This window comes from Nostoc sp. (assembly GCF_036917675.1).
Taxonomy (GTDB): domain Bacteria; phylum Cyanobacteriota; class Cyanobacteriia; order Cyanobacteriales; family Nostocaceae; genus Nostoc.
Genome location: NZ_JBALCT010000010.1, coordinates 17,737 through 33,144 on the forward strand (window position 1 = coordinate 17,737; position 15,408 = coordinate 33,144).

Consider the following 15,408-nt stretch of genomic DNA (forward strand, 5'->3'; position numbering starts at 1 on the left):
AATTACGAATTATTTTAACGACAGGAATTCTTCTCCTACCGTGGGATGAATGCCTATGGTTTCATCCAGGTCTTCCTTGGTAATCCCCTTGCGAATTGCCACGCCGAGACTTTGAATGATATCTGCTGCGTGTTCACCCACCATATGAGCACCCAAAACTTGCCCAGAATCACCATTTAACACTAACTTGATAGTGGTTGGCTGATTCTGTTCGATTAGCTGATACAACAGTGGTTGGAACTGGGTGCAGTAGCATTGTACAGATTCACCAAATTTTTCCCGTGCTTTTGCCTCCGTCATCCCCACACTAGCCGCTTCTGGACGACAAAAAACAGCAGTGGGCACATAATCATAATTCGGTTTTTGCGGCTTGTTGCCAAAAACTGTATCGGCAAAGGCAATACCTTCTGCTTGAGCGACTGGAGACAATTGCACGCGGCTGGTGCAGTCACCCACAGCAAAAATGTTTTCTTGGCTAGTGCGGCTGTATTCATCTACTTTAATTGCACCATGTTCGCCAAGTTCAACATGGGCATTTTCCAAACCAAGATTCTTGGTATTGGGAGCGTAACCTGTGGCAACTAAGATGGTATCTGCTGTAATTATTTCTTGGCTCTCACCAGTAATAGTTAACAACAAACACTCATCTGAGAATTTGATTTCACGAACAGTGCTATTGGTGAACAACTTAATTCCGCGTTTACTCAAACCCTGTTGTACAGCAGAGCGAATGTCATCATCAAACCCCGATAAAATCATCTCGTCTTTTTCAATTACCGTCACCTCGCAGCCGAAAGCGTGCATCATGCTGGAAAATTCTACGCCAATGTAGCCGCCGCCAATAATTGCTAAACGTTTCGGCAAATAAGGTAGCTGAAACATCTCGCGGGATGTGATGGCGTATTCTATACCTGGGATTTGGGGCTTGAGGGGTTGTCCTCCCACAGCAATTAAAATTTTGTCTGCTGTAACTTTGTGTCCATCAATATTGATAGTATGGGCATCAATGAAAGTGGCATATTGAGAAATTAATTCAATTCCAGCTTTGTGCAATTGCTGAAAATAGGATTGGTTAATGCTGCCAATATGCTGATGTACTGACTTAATAAATAATGTCCAGTCAAAGTATGTTTGACAGTCACTCCATCCATAACTGTGTGCTACTTGATTTTGCAGGGCGAAGTCAGCAGCGTAGACAATCAGTTTTTTAGGAACGCAACCGCGATTTACACAAGTCCCACCGACGGATTCTTGTTCGGCAATAGCGACACGTACACCGTAACTAGCTGCTTTTTTAGCTGCTGCCAATCCCCCAGGGCCAGCACCAATGACAAACAAATCGTAATCAAATGTCATAAAAATCTGTTCCTTTTTTACTGTTTGGAAAGCAGAGCTATTTCATCCCTTATAGTTATTCACACAAAACTTCATCTACTATCTTTGGGTGGACAAGTTGGGATGAAACCAGGCTGATATGTAGGAGATTGCCGCATTAATCGCAATTACATCCAAAAGGAACAGCGATCGCTTGATTTTTGCTAAGTTATATTACATTATGTTGCCAAACAAGCATTTTGTCTATTCTACAAGAGGTAGATGTTTGCGTCACCGAACAGCCCGTCGTAGACATCGCCTACGGTGCGCGGGTATGCGATCGCGCTTTTGATCCAATAAGTAACAGCCTAATCTTCAGTTACAATCTCACCTAAGACTAAAATAGTTATGGAAAAACACCCTTGTAAATAAATCTATGAATGTGTTCTTAAATCCAGAGATAGAGCAATTCATCCAAACTCAGATTGAAAGTGGTAAGTATGCTTCGGCAGAAGAAGTAATTGTTGATGCTCTCAAGTTGTTTGCAGCAAAAGGTCACATTGAAGCACCAGTGCAAGTAAAAATACCTGAAGAATTGGGGTGGCCTCCTGGTTTTTTTGAACAGACGGCTGGTTGTCTACAAGATGATCCTCTAGTGAGATATCCGCAAGGTGAATATGAAGTGCGGGAGCCGTTAGAGTGATTTATTTATTAGATACCAATGCTTGCATTGTTTATTTAAATCGTCCAATATCTGGAGTGCGACGACGGTTAGAGTCTTTATCACCACAGGATATTGCTGTTTGTTCAATTGTTAAGGCTGAACTGTTTTATGGTACGATAAGAAGCAAGAATCCTCAACGCACCCTAGCTTTACAGTTAGCTTTTCTCAATAATTTTGTCTCTCTGAGTTTCGATGATGTAGCCGCCACAATTTTTGGTCAAATTCGTGCTGAATTGGCAACTTTAGGTACGCCTATTGGCCCTTATGATTTACAAATTGCATCGATTGCCCAGGCACATAATTTAATCTTAGTTACGCACAATACGAGTGAATTTAATCGCGTGAATGGGTTAAAGATTGAGGATTGGGAGGAAGAAGGTTGATAATTGAGTCGAACAACTGTTCGGTTTTGCAACCTACCAAGCTATCCGACTCGGTTTAATATTTGAACAGAGTCACCCCTAAGAGGTTTGCGATCGCACTTCTGGACAGCAGCCATCCTGTAGAAAAACTAGAGATGCGTTGTTTACACATGATTATGGCAAATCAAATAAAGTTTGCATCTTTTCGGCATCCCGTGTCATTCCCAAGTGCTTAAAACTATTGATAGCCTTAGTTGAGAATTGGCGGGCTTTCTCTGCACTTCCCCACTTTTTCTCCCAACGAGCAAGAGAACGTTGATAGCGAGCCAAACGCCGCTTATTTTTGCTGCTTTCGGCGACAGTTAAGCCTTGAATTAATAACTTTTGAGCTTCATCGCGATCGCTTTGTTCAATTGCAATATCAGCTAGCCAATTTTGAGCAGAATTTATGACTCGATGCCAATTAATTTTTTCTGCACTTTTCATCACCTCTTGAAAGAGCTTCTTTGCTAAAAGATATTCACCTTCTAAATAAAAGATTTCAGCCTGATGGTAAAGAACAGGAATAAAATAGCGGATGTGCTGTTGCTCCTCTAGATTAGCCTCGATCACCAATTTTTCTTCTACCGTCAACCAGTGGCGTGCATCTTTATAATCCTCTTGTCTAATTTGCAGCCTCGCCATACTTTCGGCTAAGTCAGCCTGAACACATAAATCTGCATGGTCACGCAAAACCCACGTCCGCCGCAAAATTTCGTCTGCTTCTTTTAGACTCACAGATGAACACTCCCGAATTAGTAGCCAGCTTTTGCGGATAATGATTTTTACGAAAGAAGACCATTCACCACGCCGTTCTGATTGCTCCATGAGCCATTGCAGCCAATCGAGGCGATCGTCCCAATAGGCGTAGAGATTTGCGTACTGGCTTAAGAGAAGCCATAAATCCCTAACTGCTTCATAGTGTTCTTGGTCTTTACACCAATAAAGTACTGCCCGCAGATTTCCCTGTTCTTCTTCTAGCTTGTTGTAATGTATCCACTTTTCCGAATCTTCTCCGGCATAACTGTGGGCAAAATTCAGATACCATCTCACCCAGCGCCTTCGTGCTTCCCTCTCAAAATCTGGGTCAGCTGCTAATTCTGCTAAGGCGTATTCACGAGTCAAAGAGAGCAGCTCAAACCGCTTAGTTTCTGTGTTGAGATTCACCAAAGAAAGTTGCTGCAAACGTGCCAAGCCATTATTTACAGCATCAGGAGCGGCTGTTAGTCCAGCAACCTCAGCTACAGCAGCGAGTATAGGAGAGTCAGGAAAAATCGCCAGTGACATCAGTAACTTGTGGGGTGGTTGTCCCTTCATTTTTTGCACTGATTGCTCAAAGCAAAAACGAGCCACATCACCTGTAGCAGAGGCTAACCGCTCCAATACCGAGTTTAGGGAGTAGCCGCTAGATACTTGACCGATCGCATAGACGATCGCAAGAGGGATTCCGCCAGTGCGATCGTAGAGTTGCTTAGAGTCTTCATCGTTGATGGTTATAGCTTTTTCTTCAGCTTGTTGTCGAATCAACTGCAAACCATCATCAGGAGGTAAATTTCGCAGACGGATTGGCAGCAAGGCAATTTGCTCACGGGTAGTTATTACTACTTTGACGCAAATAGGCAGATTATATAAAAACTCAATAACCTGATCCCTGTCCTCTATAGTCTCCATATTGTCGACAATCAACAGTGTTCTCTGTTTTGAGAGACTTTGGCGTACACGATCAAATTGGTCATGGGGAGGAGATTGAATAATCGTAGGGTCGTCTAAGGCATTGGCAATTTCCCGAAAGATATCGCGCAGGTTACGCTGTCCCTGTTGCCGCCGCAAAATACTATCGGGGATGAGTTCTTGTTGTTTGGCTGAAGTGAAAATAATCGCATCAAATCTGGGTGTACCAGCAAGGTTTTCAGAACTGGCTTTTAAGCACAGATAAGCAGTTTCTAACACCAGTGCCGTTTTACCTACGCCACCAATACCATGCACCGTAATCATATGAGCACCATGATCCGGCGAAAGGCGTTCCAGTAGCTTGTTCATATCCGCTTCCCGACCGATAAACTCTGTATAGGTTGGTGCTGGAAGATTGTGCGGGATGTCACAGCGTTGGATAGCAGATACAACAGAACCTTTACGATACCCATGTTTTTCCAGAATGTAGACAAGATTGCTGGACTTAACACTGTTATCTGCTTCTCCTGTCAAAGTTTCGATGTCCCGATATATATTGCTCGATCCTGTTCTCACACCACCGTTATCTCTGTGCAAGTCCTTACTAATCTTCTTCAAGCTATACCCACACAGTAGCCCAAGTAACAGGGTTTTCTTTGCACTTTGTCTGTATCGCTGTTTAGTTCTAGCCTCCAAATCAGTCAGTAGTCGATCTATCTCCCAGTCCTTCAAAACCTTTCGATACCAAGTTTTGGGCAGATTCCAATCTTCTGACTGACCTGACATAAATATCACCCTATAATTCCATCATAAATCTCGTATTAGCAACATTTTAACAAACAAAAGTTTGACAAATTACTAACATTCTCTTAACTGTGTCAATTTGCTTTCGGAAATTTAATCAGTAAGCTAATTTCTAAGTCTATTTTTGTCTCTAGTAGGTAGAGGCACCCGATCGTATTGGCTTCTAAAGCTCTGAAACTTTGCCAGATTATTTTTTCACAAATTACTCACTAAAACTATGACAAATAAAGCACTCAGCTTCGTAAGCATCTTGTTTGGGCTAAAACAATCCCGGCGTTATTTCCCAGAAGAAAAACAAGTCTGTGTATTCAATAAACGTCCCATACTGTATCGAGACTTTTCGCCAAACTCTGCACAGGAATCAATCAATGAACTACAAGAGCGACTGCAAGCTAAGGGTTTTCTCTCAACTCTTAGTGGTAAATTTGACTTAGAAACAGAAGAGGCTGTAATAAAATTTCAGAAAGCCAATAATCTTCAGGTGGATGGAATAGTCGGGCCACTAAGTTGGGCTTGCCTTTTCTACCCAAGGCTTTACCGCAATCAAAAAAGTATGTCTCCAAAATTACAGGATGCTGTTAAGGAATTGCAAATTCTTCTCAATGAAGAAGGATTTTTCAAAAAAGAACCTGATGGATATTTTAGTAGGGAAACTGAAAGAGGGGTTAAACGCTTTCAAAGAACCTATGGACTAAAAGATGATGGTATTGTTGGGGCTGCAACTTGGGCTGTACTTTTGGGAATGCGACAAAAAATAGACAACAACAGCTTTCTCCAGTTAGTTTATTTTCTACCACCCCAATCCTGGTTTTTATGGGATCAGTTTTTAATGATCTCTTTCATTATGCTGGGTATTTATTATAGCCCCATACCAGGAGATGAACCTAAGTGGAATACAGCCTTAGCAACTGCTTATGGACTTACCTGTATAGTGCCTTTTCTTTTGGAGTGTTTACCGCTCAAGCCGTCTAAGCAGTCAAGCTTACCGCTTTTACAATATGCTCCTTATGTGTTAACTGGTATCTTTTGGAAACCAATTATCAACTTCATGGGGAAATTGTTTTAACCATTGGGTTCTTGAATCAATGATGAGCGATCGCTATATTATTTTGTGTCAAATTTTTGTGTTGTGCTTCTAAAAAATTGCGATGTCTACGACGGGCGTAGCTGCGGCACATCGAACATGCGTGTCAACTTAAGCTCAAACCCCTTTAAAACCTCGTTTCCAGCCAGAGGCTGGAAATGCACCTCATTGCGGCTCTGCCGCAAGTCAAGAGGCGGAGCCTCTCATTAGGCATTCCCAGTCTCTGACTGGGAACGAGATTATCTCTAAAAGCTGGTTCTAGACTGGCTTTAACCTTAAGTTGACACCAATGCACATCGAAGACACCCTACTCTTACCCATCGCTGAAAGAGAAAAACGACCATTCAAAAATTAAATCGCCTTCTTCTTTGCGTGAGGTAAAAATCAAAAACAAAGGCGGGTGCGGGGTTTGAACCCGCTAATCCCCACAATGGTGGAGACATAACCGATAACCCTAAATTCTTCGGCCCCGAAAGGCAAGTTGCGAACAGGGATAACCCGCCATGAAGCATGAAGGATAAAGTTTTCCTTTATCCTCCACCAATCTCTACAACTCATCCGTAGCCAGCATTTGGATGATCCGAGGCGTACCCGGATCGAACCCTGCCAAATCCCAAGACAGCGAATCTTCAGGATCTACCAAAGTAATCTGGTAAGGTGTCAAGCTGACATACACCGCCTTGACGTTGGGATTCACCTTTTTGCGGTACTGCTTCAACGCTTGACTTGGATGCTTATTTCCAGCCCAGCTTTCCGAGTCAGTCCAAAAGCAGACTACATCAGCTTTGAACTTGTTCTTAATCATCCAGTCGTAAGCCACAGATGCATCAGTTCCGCCGAAGTTTTGGTTGCTAGCTTTGCGAACCGCAGAACTAAAACTATCTTTGGCGGTGATACCTAATTCACGGAATTCCGTAGCAAAGCCGCGAATCATGTAGTTTTTCTCTGCTTTTGCTGTCACCAGTGCCATTGTGGTGGCAATTTCACAACAACTTAGTCCCATATCTGCAACCAAGTTACCCATAGAACCAGAAACGTCTACGGCGTGCATGAACACTTTACCAGTGGGTTTCACAACATCAAAAGATAGTTCAACCGCCTTTTCTAAAATGTCCACAATCCGAGGAACTGGGTTCCAAGTTTTCTTACTGCGTCCTAATCTTCCACCAGATTCATAAGTTTTGACTGCTTTCAAAACATCAATCGGATGGATGCGACCTTTACGCAGATGTTCTCTACGATTAAGAACTGCTTCAACTTGCAGCAAATTGGCGCTTTCATCGGCTCGCAACACACCTAGTTCAGTTAAAGAACCCAAGTTACGTAACATTGCACCTATTGGCATTTCCTGAAATAGCAGCTGCCAAGCAAGCTTGTCCATTTTGCCCACAGGTGCAGCCATTTCGTGGGTTAAGCGTCCTTGGGAAATAGCTTCATGGGTTTGGGTAGGATTTCGCTTGAGCCACTCATACCACCAAATCTGCGCCAACGCCTCTGAGGGAATGTCTGCTGGTAATTCTTCCCAACCTCTAACTACCCACTCAAATAGTTGACGGTGATTTTCTGTAGGCGGTTTGACATGGAACAACCGCAACGCATCTCGGTGAGAGAAGCCTTGACGCTGTTGATATTTCAACAGTTGATAAGCTAAACCCTTGACATCTTCCCTTGAGAGCCAAGTTTTACCAGCTTCCCGCACTACTTTGCCAAATCCCCGCAAAGATTTGGTGTAGTTCAACCATTCGTAGAAGTGGCTACCAGTGCGAACAACTTGCGGGAAGATTTCACCAAACGCCTGTTTTGCTTGTGGTGCTTCACCCATCGACAGCAGCACCAAAGCTAAGATAGGCGCACTGTTATTGATGGCGCGTCCATCGCTAGCATACAAAATTTCTTCCGCCACACGGCTGGGATTTTCAGCAACGGCAAGTCTTACAACTGCCACAAAATCCTCAGTTAATTCCTGTTTGCCAGCGTAGTAAGTGCTTTTTGCTGTGCCAACCAAAAGACAACGGCGCAGCATTTTCCAAATACCAGCATCAAACATAAAGCCGCCGGAACGTCCCTGAACCATTTCTGCTTCCCGTCCGGGGATAGGCTGATTTTGTGATGTAGTTGTTTTATTTTTAGTGAAAAAATTGTAATTCATCGCTTCATCTCCCGGCCTTTGCAGGCAAAATGAAAGGTGGCAGAGCAGGATTTGAACCTGCGACATCCGGCTTAACAGGCGATAACCCTAATTCGTCGGCCTTTTCAGGCAAGGTGTGAAGAAGGATGTTTTTCGGCGCTCTACCACTGAGCTACCTGCCACATGAAAATTTTGGATTTTGGATTTTAGATTTAATCCAAAATCGCAAATCTAAAATCTAAAATTATTTGGTGTAACGGAGCGGGATTTGAACCCGCGACCTCTCGAACCCTATTCGATAACCCTAATTCGTCGGCCTTTTCAGGCAAGGGGTGAAGAAGGATGTTTAGCGCTCTACCACTGAGCTACCCGCCACATAAAATTTTTGATTTGAGATTTTAAATTCAATTCCAAAATCCAAAATCTAAAATCTAAAATTAATTGGTGTAGTGGAGCGGGAATCGAACCCGCCACCTCCCGCTTGACAGGCGATAACCCTCAATTCGTCGGCCTTTTCAGGCAAAGGGTGAATAAGGATATTTAGGCGCTCTAACCTCTGAGCTACCCACCACATATAAAGTTATGAGTTAAGAGTGAGGAGTTATGAGTTAAACATTTAAAATTCGTCACTCAGCACTCAATTTGCTGTAGCGAAGTAGGACTTTTACCTGCACCTCCAGAAGTTGGATCAACGGTGTTTTAGTTATATGCGATAACCCTCGATATCTCGGCCCTTACGGGCAAGGTGGGCGCTCTGTCATTTGAGCTATCCGCTACTGGTGCAAGTTAACTCTCTGATGAAAGTTGACTTGTATTATTAATGTAGTATAAGTAGTATTTGTTGTCAAGGATCTGGCAAGCTAATTTATAGATTTGTTGGTTGAGTTAAAAACCTTCTTATTTTCTCTGGGAATTCTGCCCGATCGCAGACCAATATTAGAGAAGTTCCAGTTTCGGCAGCCCATAACATCTAGCGAGTAAAGATTTTGCCAGGAAATTTGCCACAAGTTTGCCAAAAGATACAAAAAAGTAGCCAAATTTTTGCCAATATAATATTATTTCCTAAAATTCACTTGGCAAAAATCGGCATGAGTGAAAAACCCATAGAAGGTAACGGCAAGGCTTTTCTCGTTCTACTTTTGCCCATCTCGTTTTTGATTATTTTCCTGGTTACTACCTGGAGGATTTTACTGGCGGTAATTTTGCTGGTAATTGGCTTCAAGGTTTGGCAGGAATATCAATGGCAACAGTGGACTGTGCGAGTTAACCCAATTTTTCATCAGTTGGTTCGGGAAAATCAGGGCAGACTTACGCCAATGGACTTGGCAATCAAGGGCAATTTTCCTGGTACAACGGCAAAACGCTACTTGGATGGTAAAGCTTCGGAATTTGGTGCCAGTGTACTTAATTCTGAAGATGCAGGGCAGTCTTATTACTTTATAACTGCCAGCATTCTCGGCAATATCCTTGACAGTAGTGAGCCTGTTAAAGAGCTTCCTGCTCAACCAGTTACTAAAACTGCCCGATCGCTCCTAGCACCACCACCAACCCCACAGGAGGAAGAACCAGAAACCGAATCACTCCCACAGCCAACCCATGAGTCAGCTAAACGATCGCTGGAAAAACAGTTAATTTTTGGCTCTCTGATCCAATCTGAACTTGCCAAACGGCTAAATGTCTATTCCAGCACTGTTTATAAACGGCGAAATGATCCAGAGTTTCCAGAGTGGAGCCGCAACAAAGACCCTGATGGTATTGCGTGGTCATACTCGGAAAAAATTAAGGAGTTTTTCCCACTGGAAGAAGGATAAGAATTCAAAAATCAAAAGTAATGCGGTGTGCAACTTTCTCTCAAACCTAACCCCCAGCCCCTTCCCTACGAGGGAAGGGGAGCAAAACTTAAAGCCTCTCCCCGAAGCGGAGAGAGGTTTGGAGAGGGGTTCCAACAATAAGTTGCACATCGCGTAAAGTAATTAATATTTTTGATTTTTGAATTCTAAACCCACAGCTTCGTTGATGGAATTTAATCCGCTTTGTTCTAGTAGGACAAGCAAACCTGAAAGAATCCGGCGTACCATCAGTGGTCCTTCGTAAATCCAGCCTGTATAAACCTGAATCAAGCTAGCACCAGCAGTAATTTTTTCCCAAGCATCTTCAGGAGAAAAGATACCACCAACGCCAATAATCGGGATTTCTCCTTGGGTTTGCTGCCAAATAAAACGAATTACCTCAGTGGAGCGATCGCGCAATGGCTCCCCGCTAATTCCGCCAGCTTCATCCTGGGGTGATTTGCCAGTTTGGTCAATCACCTGGGTTTTCAGCCCATCACGGCGGATGGTGGTGTTGGTGGCGATAATTCCCGCCAGTTGGTAGGTTTTAGCCAAAGAAATAATATCAGCGATCGCTGACCATTCTAAATCTGGCGCTATCTTGACAAAAATTGGTTTTTGTGTAGTATTTTCTTGTTGCAATAAATCTAAGATGACACCGAGCATAGAAGCATCTTGGAGCGATCGCAACCCTGGTGTATTGGGGGAAGAGACATTAACAACAAAATAGTCTCCAAAATCCAAGAGGGTGCGAAAACTATCGAGATAATCCTGTGCGGCTGCTTCTAGAGGAGTTACCTTAGATTTACCCAAATTTATCCCTATAGGTATTGACTGGGTTAACTCATGCTTTTCTTGTGCTAATCGTGCCGCCATTGCTGCTGCACCACGATTATTAAAGCCCATCCGATTGAGAGCAGCCTTATCCAACGGCAAGCGAAATAAACGGGGACGCGGATTTCCTGGCTGTGCGTGAAAAGTTACAGTTCCTAGTTCCGCAAAGCCAAAACCCAGGTTAGACCAAATGCCAGCAGCAACTCCATCCTTGTCGAAACCAGCTGCTAAACCTACGGGATTTGGGAAATTTAGCCCAAACAAATTTTGTTCTAATCGTGAATCGTACAGACATAAAGATTTTTTTAAGCGTTGGTTTGCCCAACTAGCAGGGGTTTGCGATAGCCAACTAAAACTGCGAATCGTCTGCTGGTGTAACCACTCGGAATCCGTTTTTACCACATTGAACAAAAGCGGACGAATGGCAAATTTATAAATATCCATTAGCTTTTATCAGGATGATAACAGTTCAGTTAGAACAGGAAGTAACTCAGCAGGATCGGATGAGAGTCATTCAAATGATTCGCCAGTTCAATCAACATTTTTTTCCGTTGTCGGAGTGGCAATCTATAGCAGTTTTTGCACGAGATGAATCAGGCTTGATTGTGGGTGGAGTTCTGGGTGAAATCGGTTGCGATTGGCTTTATATCAGAATCCTAGTTGTTCAAGAAGACTTACGCGGCAAAGGGATTGGAAGCAACATCCTTAAAATTGCTGAAAAAGAAGGTCAAAAGCAAAACTGTGTAGGGGTTCATCTTGAAACATTAGAGTTTCAAGGTAAGGAATTTTATGAATCTCAAGGCTACACTGTATTTGCTTTTCAAGAAAATTACCCACTTGGGCATAAAAGATACTTCATGCAAAAGTTATTCAACTAATTCTGTAAGTTTAAATCCCCGTTACAAAACGTAATGACGTTTGCGAGTCCGCAAACGTCATTACGAATTATTTTAAGTAGACTGCCGCGCTTACTCTTTAGCTTGTCGGAGTTCTTCTCTAGCTTGTCGGAGTTCATCTTTAGCTTGTCGGAGTTCATCTTTAGCTTGTCGGAGTTCATCTTTAGCTTGTCGGAGTTCTTCGGCAATCTGCCGTACTCCTTCTGCAGAATTTCTCATTTCTTCAGCAAGCTGCCGCATTTCTTCTGCAGAATTTCTCATTTCTTCAGCAAGCTGTCGCTGCTCCTCTTGTGAGAACCTAGTGTCTTCAGCAGACTCTCGCTCGTTTTCTTGTGAGAGCCTAGAATCTTCAGCAGATTCTCGCTTTTCTTCTGAGACTTGTCTCTGCTCCTCTAGAGCATCAGACGAAGTTTCGCCCATTTCCCTAGCACTCCATAATCTAACTTCAACGAACCCCTTAGCTATAACTTTCAGCAAACACCCGTAGCAATATTACTCAGGATGCTTTTCTGAGCATCTTATATACTACAGTAATTACCTGATTTTTTACGGTATCTGGAAAACCTCACTTCCATCCCTCTCTCCTGCAAGGAGGTTAGGTTTTGCGTTGACTTTTCCATATAACGTGAAAAGTTAGATATATTACAAGCTATGTTAACCAATAAATCAGATGGGGCAGCCGCAAAAACCTATAGCCGGCGAACAGCAGATCATCTCCTTGGGACGTATCCTGCAACGCCTCAGAGAAGAAGATAATGTTGACGTTCTGATTGAAACTACTATTTCTTATCTCAAAGAACAGTTTGACTACAAACTGATTTGGATTGCTCTTTATGATCGCCTGAATCACATATTGTTTGGCAAAGGAGGCATAACACCTGATAATGATACGGTCTTTTTACGGCAAAGAGTTGTTCTCAATCCTGGGGATTTATTAGAGCAAGTAGTGATTGAACAACATCCCTTGGGTGTAGCTGATTTACAAACTGAAATCCGCGCCACCCAATGGCATAAAGTTGCCCAAAAATTCCATATCAAGGGAACGATTATTTTACCAATTCGCTATAAAGACCGTTGCGTAGGCTTGCTGTTACTAGGTTCAGAACGCTGGGGCTACTTACTCACAGGGGAAGCAAAAGCACGTTTGATGATGGTTTTAGGCGAGCTGGGGGCAGTGCTTTATCAAAATGAGATGGATTTGCAGCACAAGCAAACCAAGAGAACCGAGGAGCCATTATTAGAATTGCTGGGAAATTTACGCACCCTGACTAACCTCAATCAAAAACTTGAAGCAGCAGTGCAAGCAACTCATAAATTTGTCTCCCCCAGCCGGACAAATTTTTACTGGTTTGAGCGGGAAGGGCGCTACTTTTGGTGTCGGATGAGCAATCAGCTTGTCAAACTCGATCACAATTCCAGCAGTCAGCAAGCAGCAGGAATGACTGTACAGGACTTAAGCGACTTTTATTATGCTTTGACAGTTAACCAAATTGTCTCGATTGGTGATGCACGCAGTTCTTTAAAGAGTCATTTTACGGCAAAATTGCTGCAACGGCTGAAGGTGCGATCGCTCTTGGCAGCTCCTGTGATCTGGCAAAAGGACTTAGTAGGTTTTCTGGCGGTAGAAAGCAATGAACCTCGGATATGGATGGAGACAGAGAAAAATTTCGTCCAGGGTGTTGCTGGCTTAATCTCCCTGGTTGCACCTAGCGAAAGCATGGAAAGCACTATCAAACAGATTCAAGACGATGCTCAACTGACTAGCCAAGTTGCCCAAGGTATTTATAGCGAACATGACCTTCAGGAAACTTTACAAAGCTGTGCTAAAAGAGTTTTAGCTCGACTAGGTGCGACGCGATTTTTGCTGTTGCAGTATGACCCTGAGCAAAATAATTATCAATTTATTTACCAAAATCAGCCCTATAATCGCCGCTCATTGACATTTACCCTTAATACTCTCAAAGAATTAGATGGGCAGCTTTTGCAACGTTCAACTCAAGCGGTGGAAATTGAGAACTTAGATGAAGATTTACGCTTTTTTAACTGGCGTCCCCTTTTACTAGAAAATGGTGTGCGATCGCTACTTATTTGTAAATGCACTCACGAGCATATACCAGCAGCGCTTTTGGTGATCACTCACGAAACCCATCGTTTTTGGACAACTCTGGAAAAGGAGTTACTCTGGGCTGTCAGTCAACAGATTGGTGTAATTGTTCGTCAGTGGCAATTACATAACCGCACTACCCAGCAGCAAAAAGTTTCCCAGGCATTTGAGCAATGCCTACGCATCCTGTCACAATCCCAGAACAGCAAAATCGAGGTCGAAAAAAAGCATTTAGAACGCACAGCACTCGAACAAATAGCATCCATTTTGGGCTGTCCCCTAGCGATACTCCTATCCTGGTCGCCTGGTGAAAGTTCGGCAGAAATTATCCCTGGACTGATTGATAATAGTAAATTTGGGATTTTTTCCGATGCATCTATTTCTATCCAGTTTGAAGCCTTAATTCAGTGGGCACTTGCTACGAAGACTTACCTGACTTTGAAAGTAGATAATTTAACCACGGGAACCCGAAAATGGTTGAATGTTCCAGACAAAGGTCAAATTTTGGTGATGGCATTACGTACCAATGCTGATTATGAAACCACAGGTGTAGTGTTGTTGGCAGACTATCAAGAGCGTCGCTGGTCAGAACAAAGCCTCAGTGCAACAGCAACTCTGATTTCTCAATTAGCCTGGTGGCGTCGTGAAAAGCAAATTACCCGACTTCTAGAATCCACAACCGAGGAATTACGACAACTTAACTGGTACAAACATCGTCGTCTAGAGGAAATTCAAAGAATAACGACGCATTCCCTTAAACAAATACATGATTTGGGCATTCCTACTAATGAACTGACTCAGATGCGCTACCAGCTATTGCTACGGCAGTTAGACCACACAGCCACCTCTATGAGTGGAATGCTCAAACTAGAGCAGTGGCAGCTACATATCAGTTGGGAAACTATGCCTATAGCCAGTTTATTGAAGCGATCGCTCGAACGCATCGATAATTTACTTAAACAACAAAAGCTATGGATTGGTGTACATGGTTTGGGACAACAAATTGAGGAAAAAGAGTCGCCAAAGAATTCTTCATTAGCCAAAGGTATTTCTACCTTAAACGCTCAATCTTCAATGGCGATCGCTGGTGATATTGTCAAAATTGAATTAGTTATCCATGAATTATTGGTTACTGCCTGTAACCGTTCTCAAAACGGCGGCAGAATTGATATTTGGTGTCGCCGTTTAGATACGTCTAAACCACTAGATGCAAGTGTAGAAACTGATCATCAGACATCGCTAGAACTATCGATTACATACAACGGTGCGATCGAACCACAGTTACTCACAGAGCTACATGATAATACACCCAAAGATGTGCTTGCTCACTCCAACCTCGACCAACCACCAGGTTTACATCTGCTAATCTGCCAAAACCTCATGCAGGAGTTGGGAGGAGAGTTGAATTTCTATCAATTACCAGATAATCGGGTAGTTAGCCGCTTGTTGTTGCCGTTAATTGGTAATGATTCTGTCTAGCATCAAAGAATGATTAATAAAAGCCTAAAACGACCTATTTTGGTAAATACATACCATGATTGATTTGTACTGTGCGTAAGTCCTAAGTTCTATGTTAGTCACTTGTTAACTACAAGCCCTAACAATTTATCCTTGTCACT

12 protein-coding genes and 3 tRNA genes are annotated in these 15,408 nt (G+C 43.0%); 7 read left to right on the forward strand and 8 right to left on the reverse strand.

The genetic code is table 11. The annotated features are described in order from the left end of the window. Positions 1-9: 9 nt before the first annotated feature. Positions 10-1,356, reverse strand: a complete 1,347-nt coding sequence (gorA, locus tag V7K31_RS03120) for a glutathione-disulfide reductase (RefSeq protein ID WP_335092543.1) — start codon at positions 1,354-1,356, stop codon at positions 10-12. A 218-nt stretch (positions 1,357-1,574) separates the two neighbouring features. On the opposite strand from gorA, the gene V7K31_RS03125 reads away from it, so the two are divergent. Genes V7K31_RS03125 through vapC form a run of 3 tightly spaced genes read left to right on the forward strand, consistent with a single transcriptional unit; the run spans position 1,575 to position 2,421 of the window. Further along, complete coding sequence (locus V7K31_RS03125; protein ID WP_335092545.1) at positions 1,575-1,709, forward strand: hypothetical protein; 135 nt, start codon at positions 1,575-1,577, stop codon at positions 1,707-1,709. A 41-nt stretch (positions 1,710-1,750) separates the two neighbouring features. After that, complete coding sequence (locus V7K31_RS03130) at positions 1,751-2,017, forward strand: ribbon-helix-helix domain-containing protein (RefSeq protein ID WP_335092546.1); 267 nt, start codon at positions 1,751-1,753, stop codon at positions 2,015-2,017. Further along, positions 2,014-2,421, forward strand: coding sequence for a type II toxin-antitoxin system tRNA(fMet)-specific endonuclease VapC (gene vapC / locus V7K31_RS03135; protein ID WP_335092547.1), 408 nt, complete (start codon positions 2,014-2,016; stop codon positions 2,419-2,421). The genes V7K31_RS03130 and vapC overlap by 4 nt, the downstream gene beginning before the upstream one ends. A gap of 153 nt (positions 2,422-2,574) precedes the next feature. Here vapC and V7K31_RS03140 read toward each other — a convergent pair whose 3' ends face one another. Continuing rightward, a complete protein-coding gene (locus tag V7K31_RS03140; protein ID WP_335092548.1) occupies positions 2,575-4,896 on the reverse strand; it encodes a tetratricopeptide repeat protein in 2,322 nt (773 codons plus the stop codon). Positions 4,897-5,131: 235 nt separating this feature from the next. On the opposite strand from V7K31_RS03140, the gene V7K31_RS03145 reads away from it, so the two are divergent. Then, positions 5,132-5,980 carry a peptidoglycan-binding domain-containing protein gene (locus tag V7K31_RS03145; RefSeq protein WP_335092549.1) on the forward strand — a complete coding sequence of 283 codons (849 nt, stop codon included), beginning with the start codon at positions 5,132-5,134 and terminating at the stop codon, positions 5,978-5,980. Positions 5,981-6,545: 565 nt separating this feature from the next. On the opposite strand, the gene V7K31_RS03150 is transcribed toward V7K31_RS03145, so the two are convergent. The 4 genes from V7K31_RS03150 to V7K31_RS03165 form a co-directional block, all read right to left on the reverse strand. After that, complete coding sequence (locus V7K31_RS03150) at positions 6,546-8,147, reverse strand: TROVE domain-containing protein (RefSeq protein WP_335092550.1); 1,602 nt, start codon at positions 8,145-8,147, stop codon at positions 6,546-6,548. Positions 8,148-8,183: 36 nt separating this feature from the next. Next, a tRNA-OTHER gene (locus tag V7K31_RS03155) sits at positions 8,184-8,308 on the reverse strand. Positions 8,309-8,375: 67 nt separating this feature from the next. Further along, a tRNA-OTHER gene (locus tag V7K31_RS03160) sits at positions 8,376-8,502 on the reverse strand. Between the two features lie 66 nt (positions 8,503-8,568). Next, positions 8,569-8,698 (reverse strand) — tRNA-OTHER (locus tag V7K31_RS03165). Positions 8,699-9,214: 516 nt separating this feature from the next. Here V7K31_RS03165 and V7K31_RS03170 point away from each other — a divergent pair. Next, positions 9,215-9,937 carry a hypothetical protein gene (locus V7K31_RS03170; RefSeq protein WP_335092551.1) on the forward strand — a complete coding sequence of 241 codons (723 nt, stop codon included), beginning with the start codon at positions 9,215-9,217 and terminating at the stop codon, positions 9,935-9,937. A gap of 162 nt (positions 9,938-10,099) precedes the next feature. Here V7K31_RS03170 and V7K31_RS03175 read toward each other — a convergent pair whose 3' ends face one another. Continuing rightward, positions 10,100-11,233: a quinone-dependent dihydroorotate dehydrogenase gene (locus tag V7K31_RS03175; protein WP_335092553.1), complete on the reverse strand. Its 1,134-nt coding sequence runs from the start codon at positions 11,231-11,233 to the stop codon at positions 10,100-10,102. Positions 11,234-11,247: 14 nt separating this feature from the next. Here V7K31_RS03175 and V7K31_RS03180 point away from each other — a divergent pair, with 14 nt between their 5' ends. Continuing rightward, positions 11,248-11,667 (forward strand): GNAT family N-acetyltransferase, encoded by a 420-nt coding sequence (locus tag V7K31_RS03180; RefSeq protein ID WP_335092555.1) that lies wholly within the window; start codon positions 11,248-11,250, stop codon positions 11,665-11,667. Positions 11,668-11,757: 90 nt separating this feature from the next. Here the strand turns inward: V7K31_RS03180 and V7K31_RS03185 are convergent, their stop codons facing one another. Continuing rightward, positions 11,758-12,105 (reverse strand): hypothetical protein, encoded by a 348-nt coding sequence (locus tag V7K31_RS03185; RefSeq protein ID WP_335092557.1) that lies wholly within the window; start codon positions 12,103-12,105, stop codon positions 11,758-11,760. Between the two features lie 250 nt (positions 12,106-12,355). Between V7K31_RS03185 and V7K31_RS03190 the strand changes: the two genes are divergently transcribed. Then, a complete protein-coding gene (locus V7K31_RS03190; RefSeq protein WP_335092558.1) occupies positions 12,356-15,268 on the forward strand; it encodes a sensor histidine kinase in 2,913 nt (970 codons plus the stop codon). Positions 15,269-15,408 lie beyond the last annotated feature (140 nt).

Excerpts from the sequence above, each read along its gene's own strand:
- V7K31_RS03130 (WP_335092546.1), top strand. The coding sequence starts at position 1,751 with ATGAATGTGTTCTTAAATCCAGAGATAGAGCAATTCATCCAAACTCAG.
- V7K31_RS03150 (WP_335092550.1), bottom strand. The coding sequence starts at position 8,147 with ATGAATTACAATTTTTTCACTAAAAATAAAACAACTACATCACAAAAT.
- gorA (WP_335092543.1), bottom strand. The coding sequence starts at position 1,356 with ATGACATTTGATTACGATTTGTTTGTCATTGGTGCTGGCCCTGGGGGA.
- V7K31_RS03190 (WP_335092558.1), top strand. The coding sequence starts at position 12,356 with ATGGGGCAGCCGCAAAAACCTATAGCCGGCGAACAGCAGATCATCTCC.
- V7K31_RS03185 (WP_335092557.1), bottom strand. The coding sequence starts at position 12,105 with ATGGGCGAAACTTCGTCTGATGCTCTAGAGGAGCAGAGACAAGTCTCA.
- V7K31_RS03170 (WP_335092551.1), top strand. The coding sequence starts at position 9,215 with ATGAGTGAAAAACCCATAGAAGGTAACGGCAAGGCTTTTCTCGTTCTA.
- V7K31_RS03175 (WP_335092553.1), bottom strand. The coding sequence starts at position 11,233 with ATGGATATTTATAAATTTGCCATTCGTCCGCTTTTGTTCAATGTGGTA.
- V7K31_RS03145 (WP_335092549.1), top strand. The coding sequence starts at position 5,132 with ATGACAAATAAAGCACTCAGCTTCGTAAGCATCTTGTTTGGGCTAAAA.
- V7K31_RS03180 (WP_335092555.1), top strand. The coding sequence starts at position 11,248 with ATGATAACAGTTCAGTTAGAACAGGAAGTAACTCAGCAGGATCGGATG.
- V7K31_RS03140 (WP_335092548.1), bottom strand. The coding sequence starts at position 4,896 with ATGTCAGGTCAGTCAGAAGATTGGAATCTGCCCAAAACTTGGTATCGA.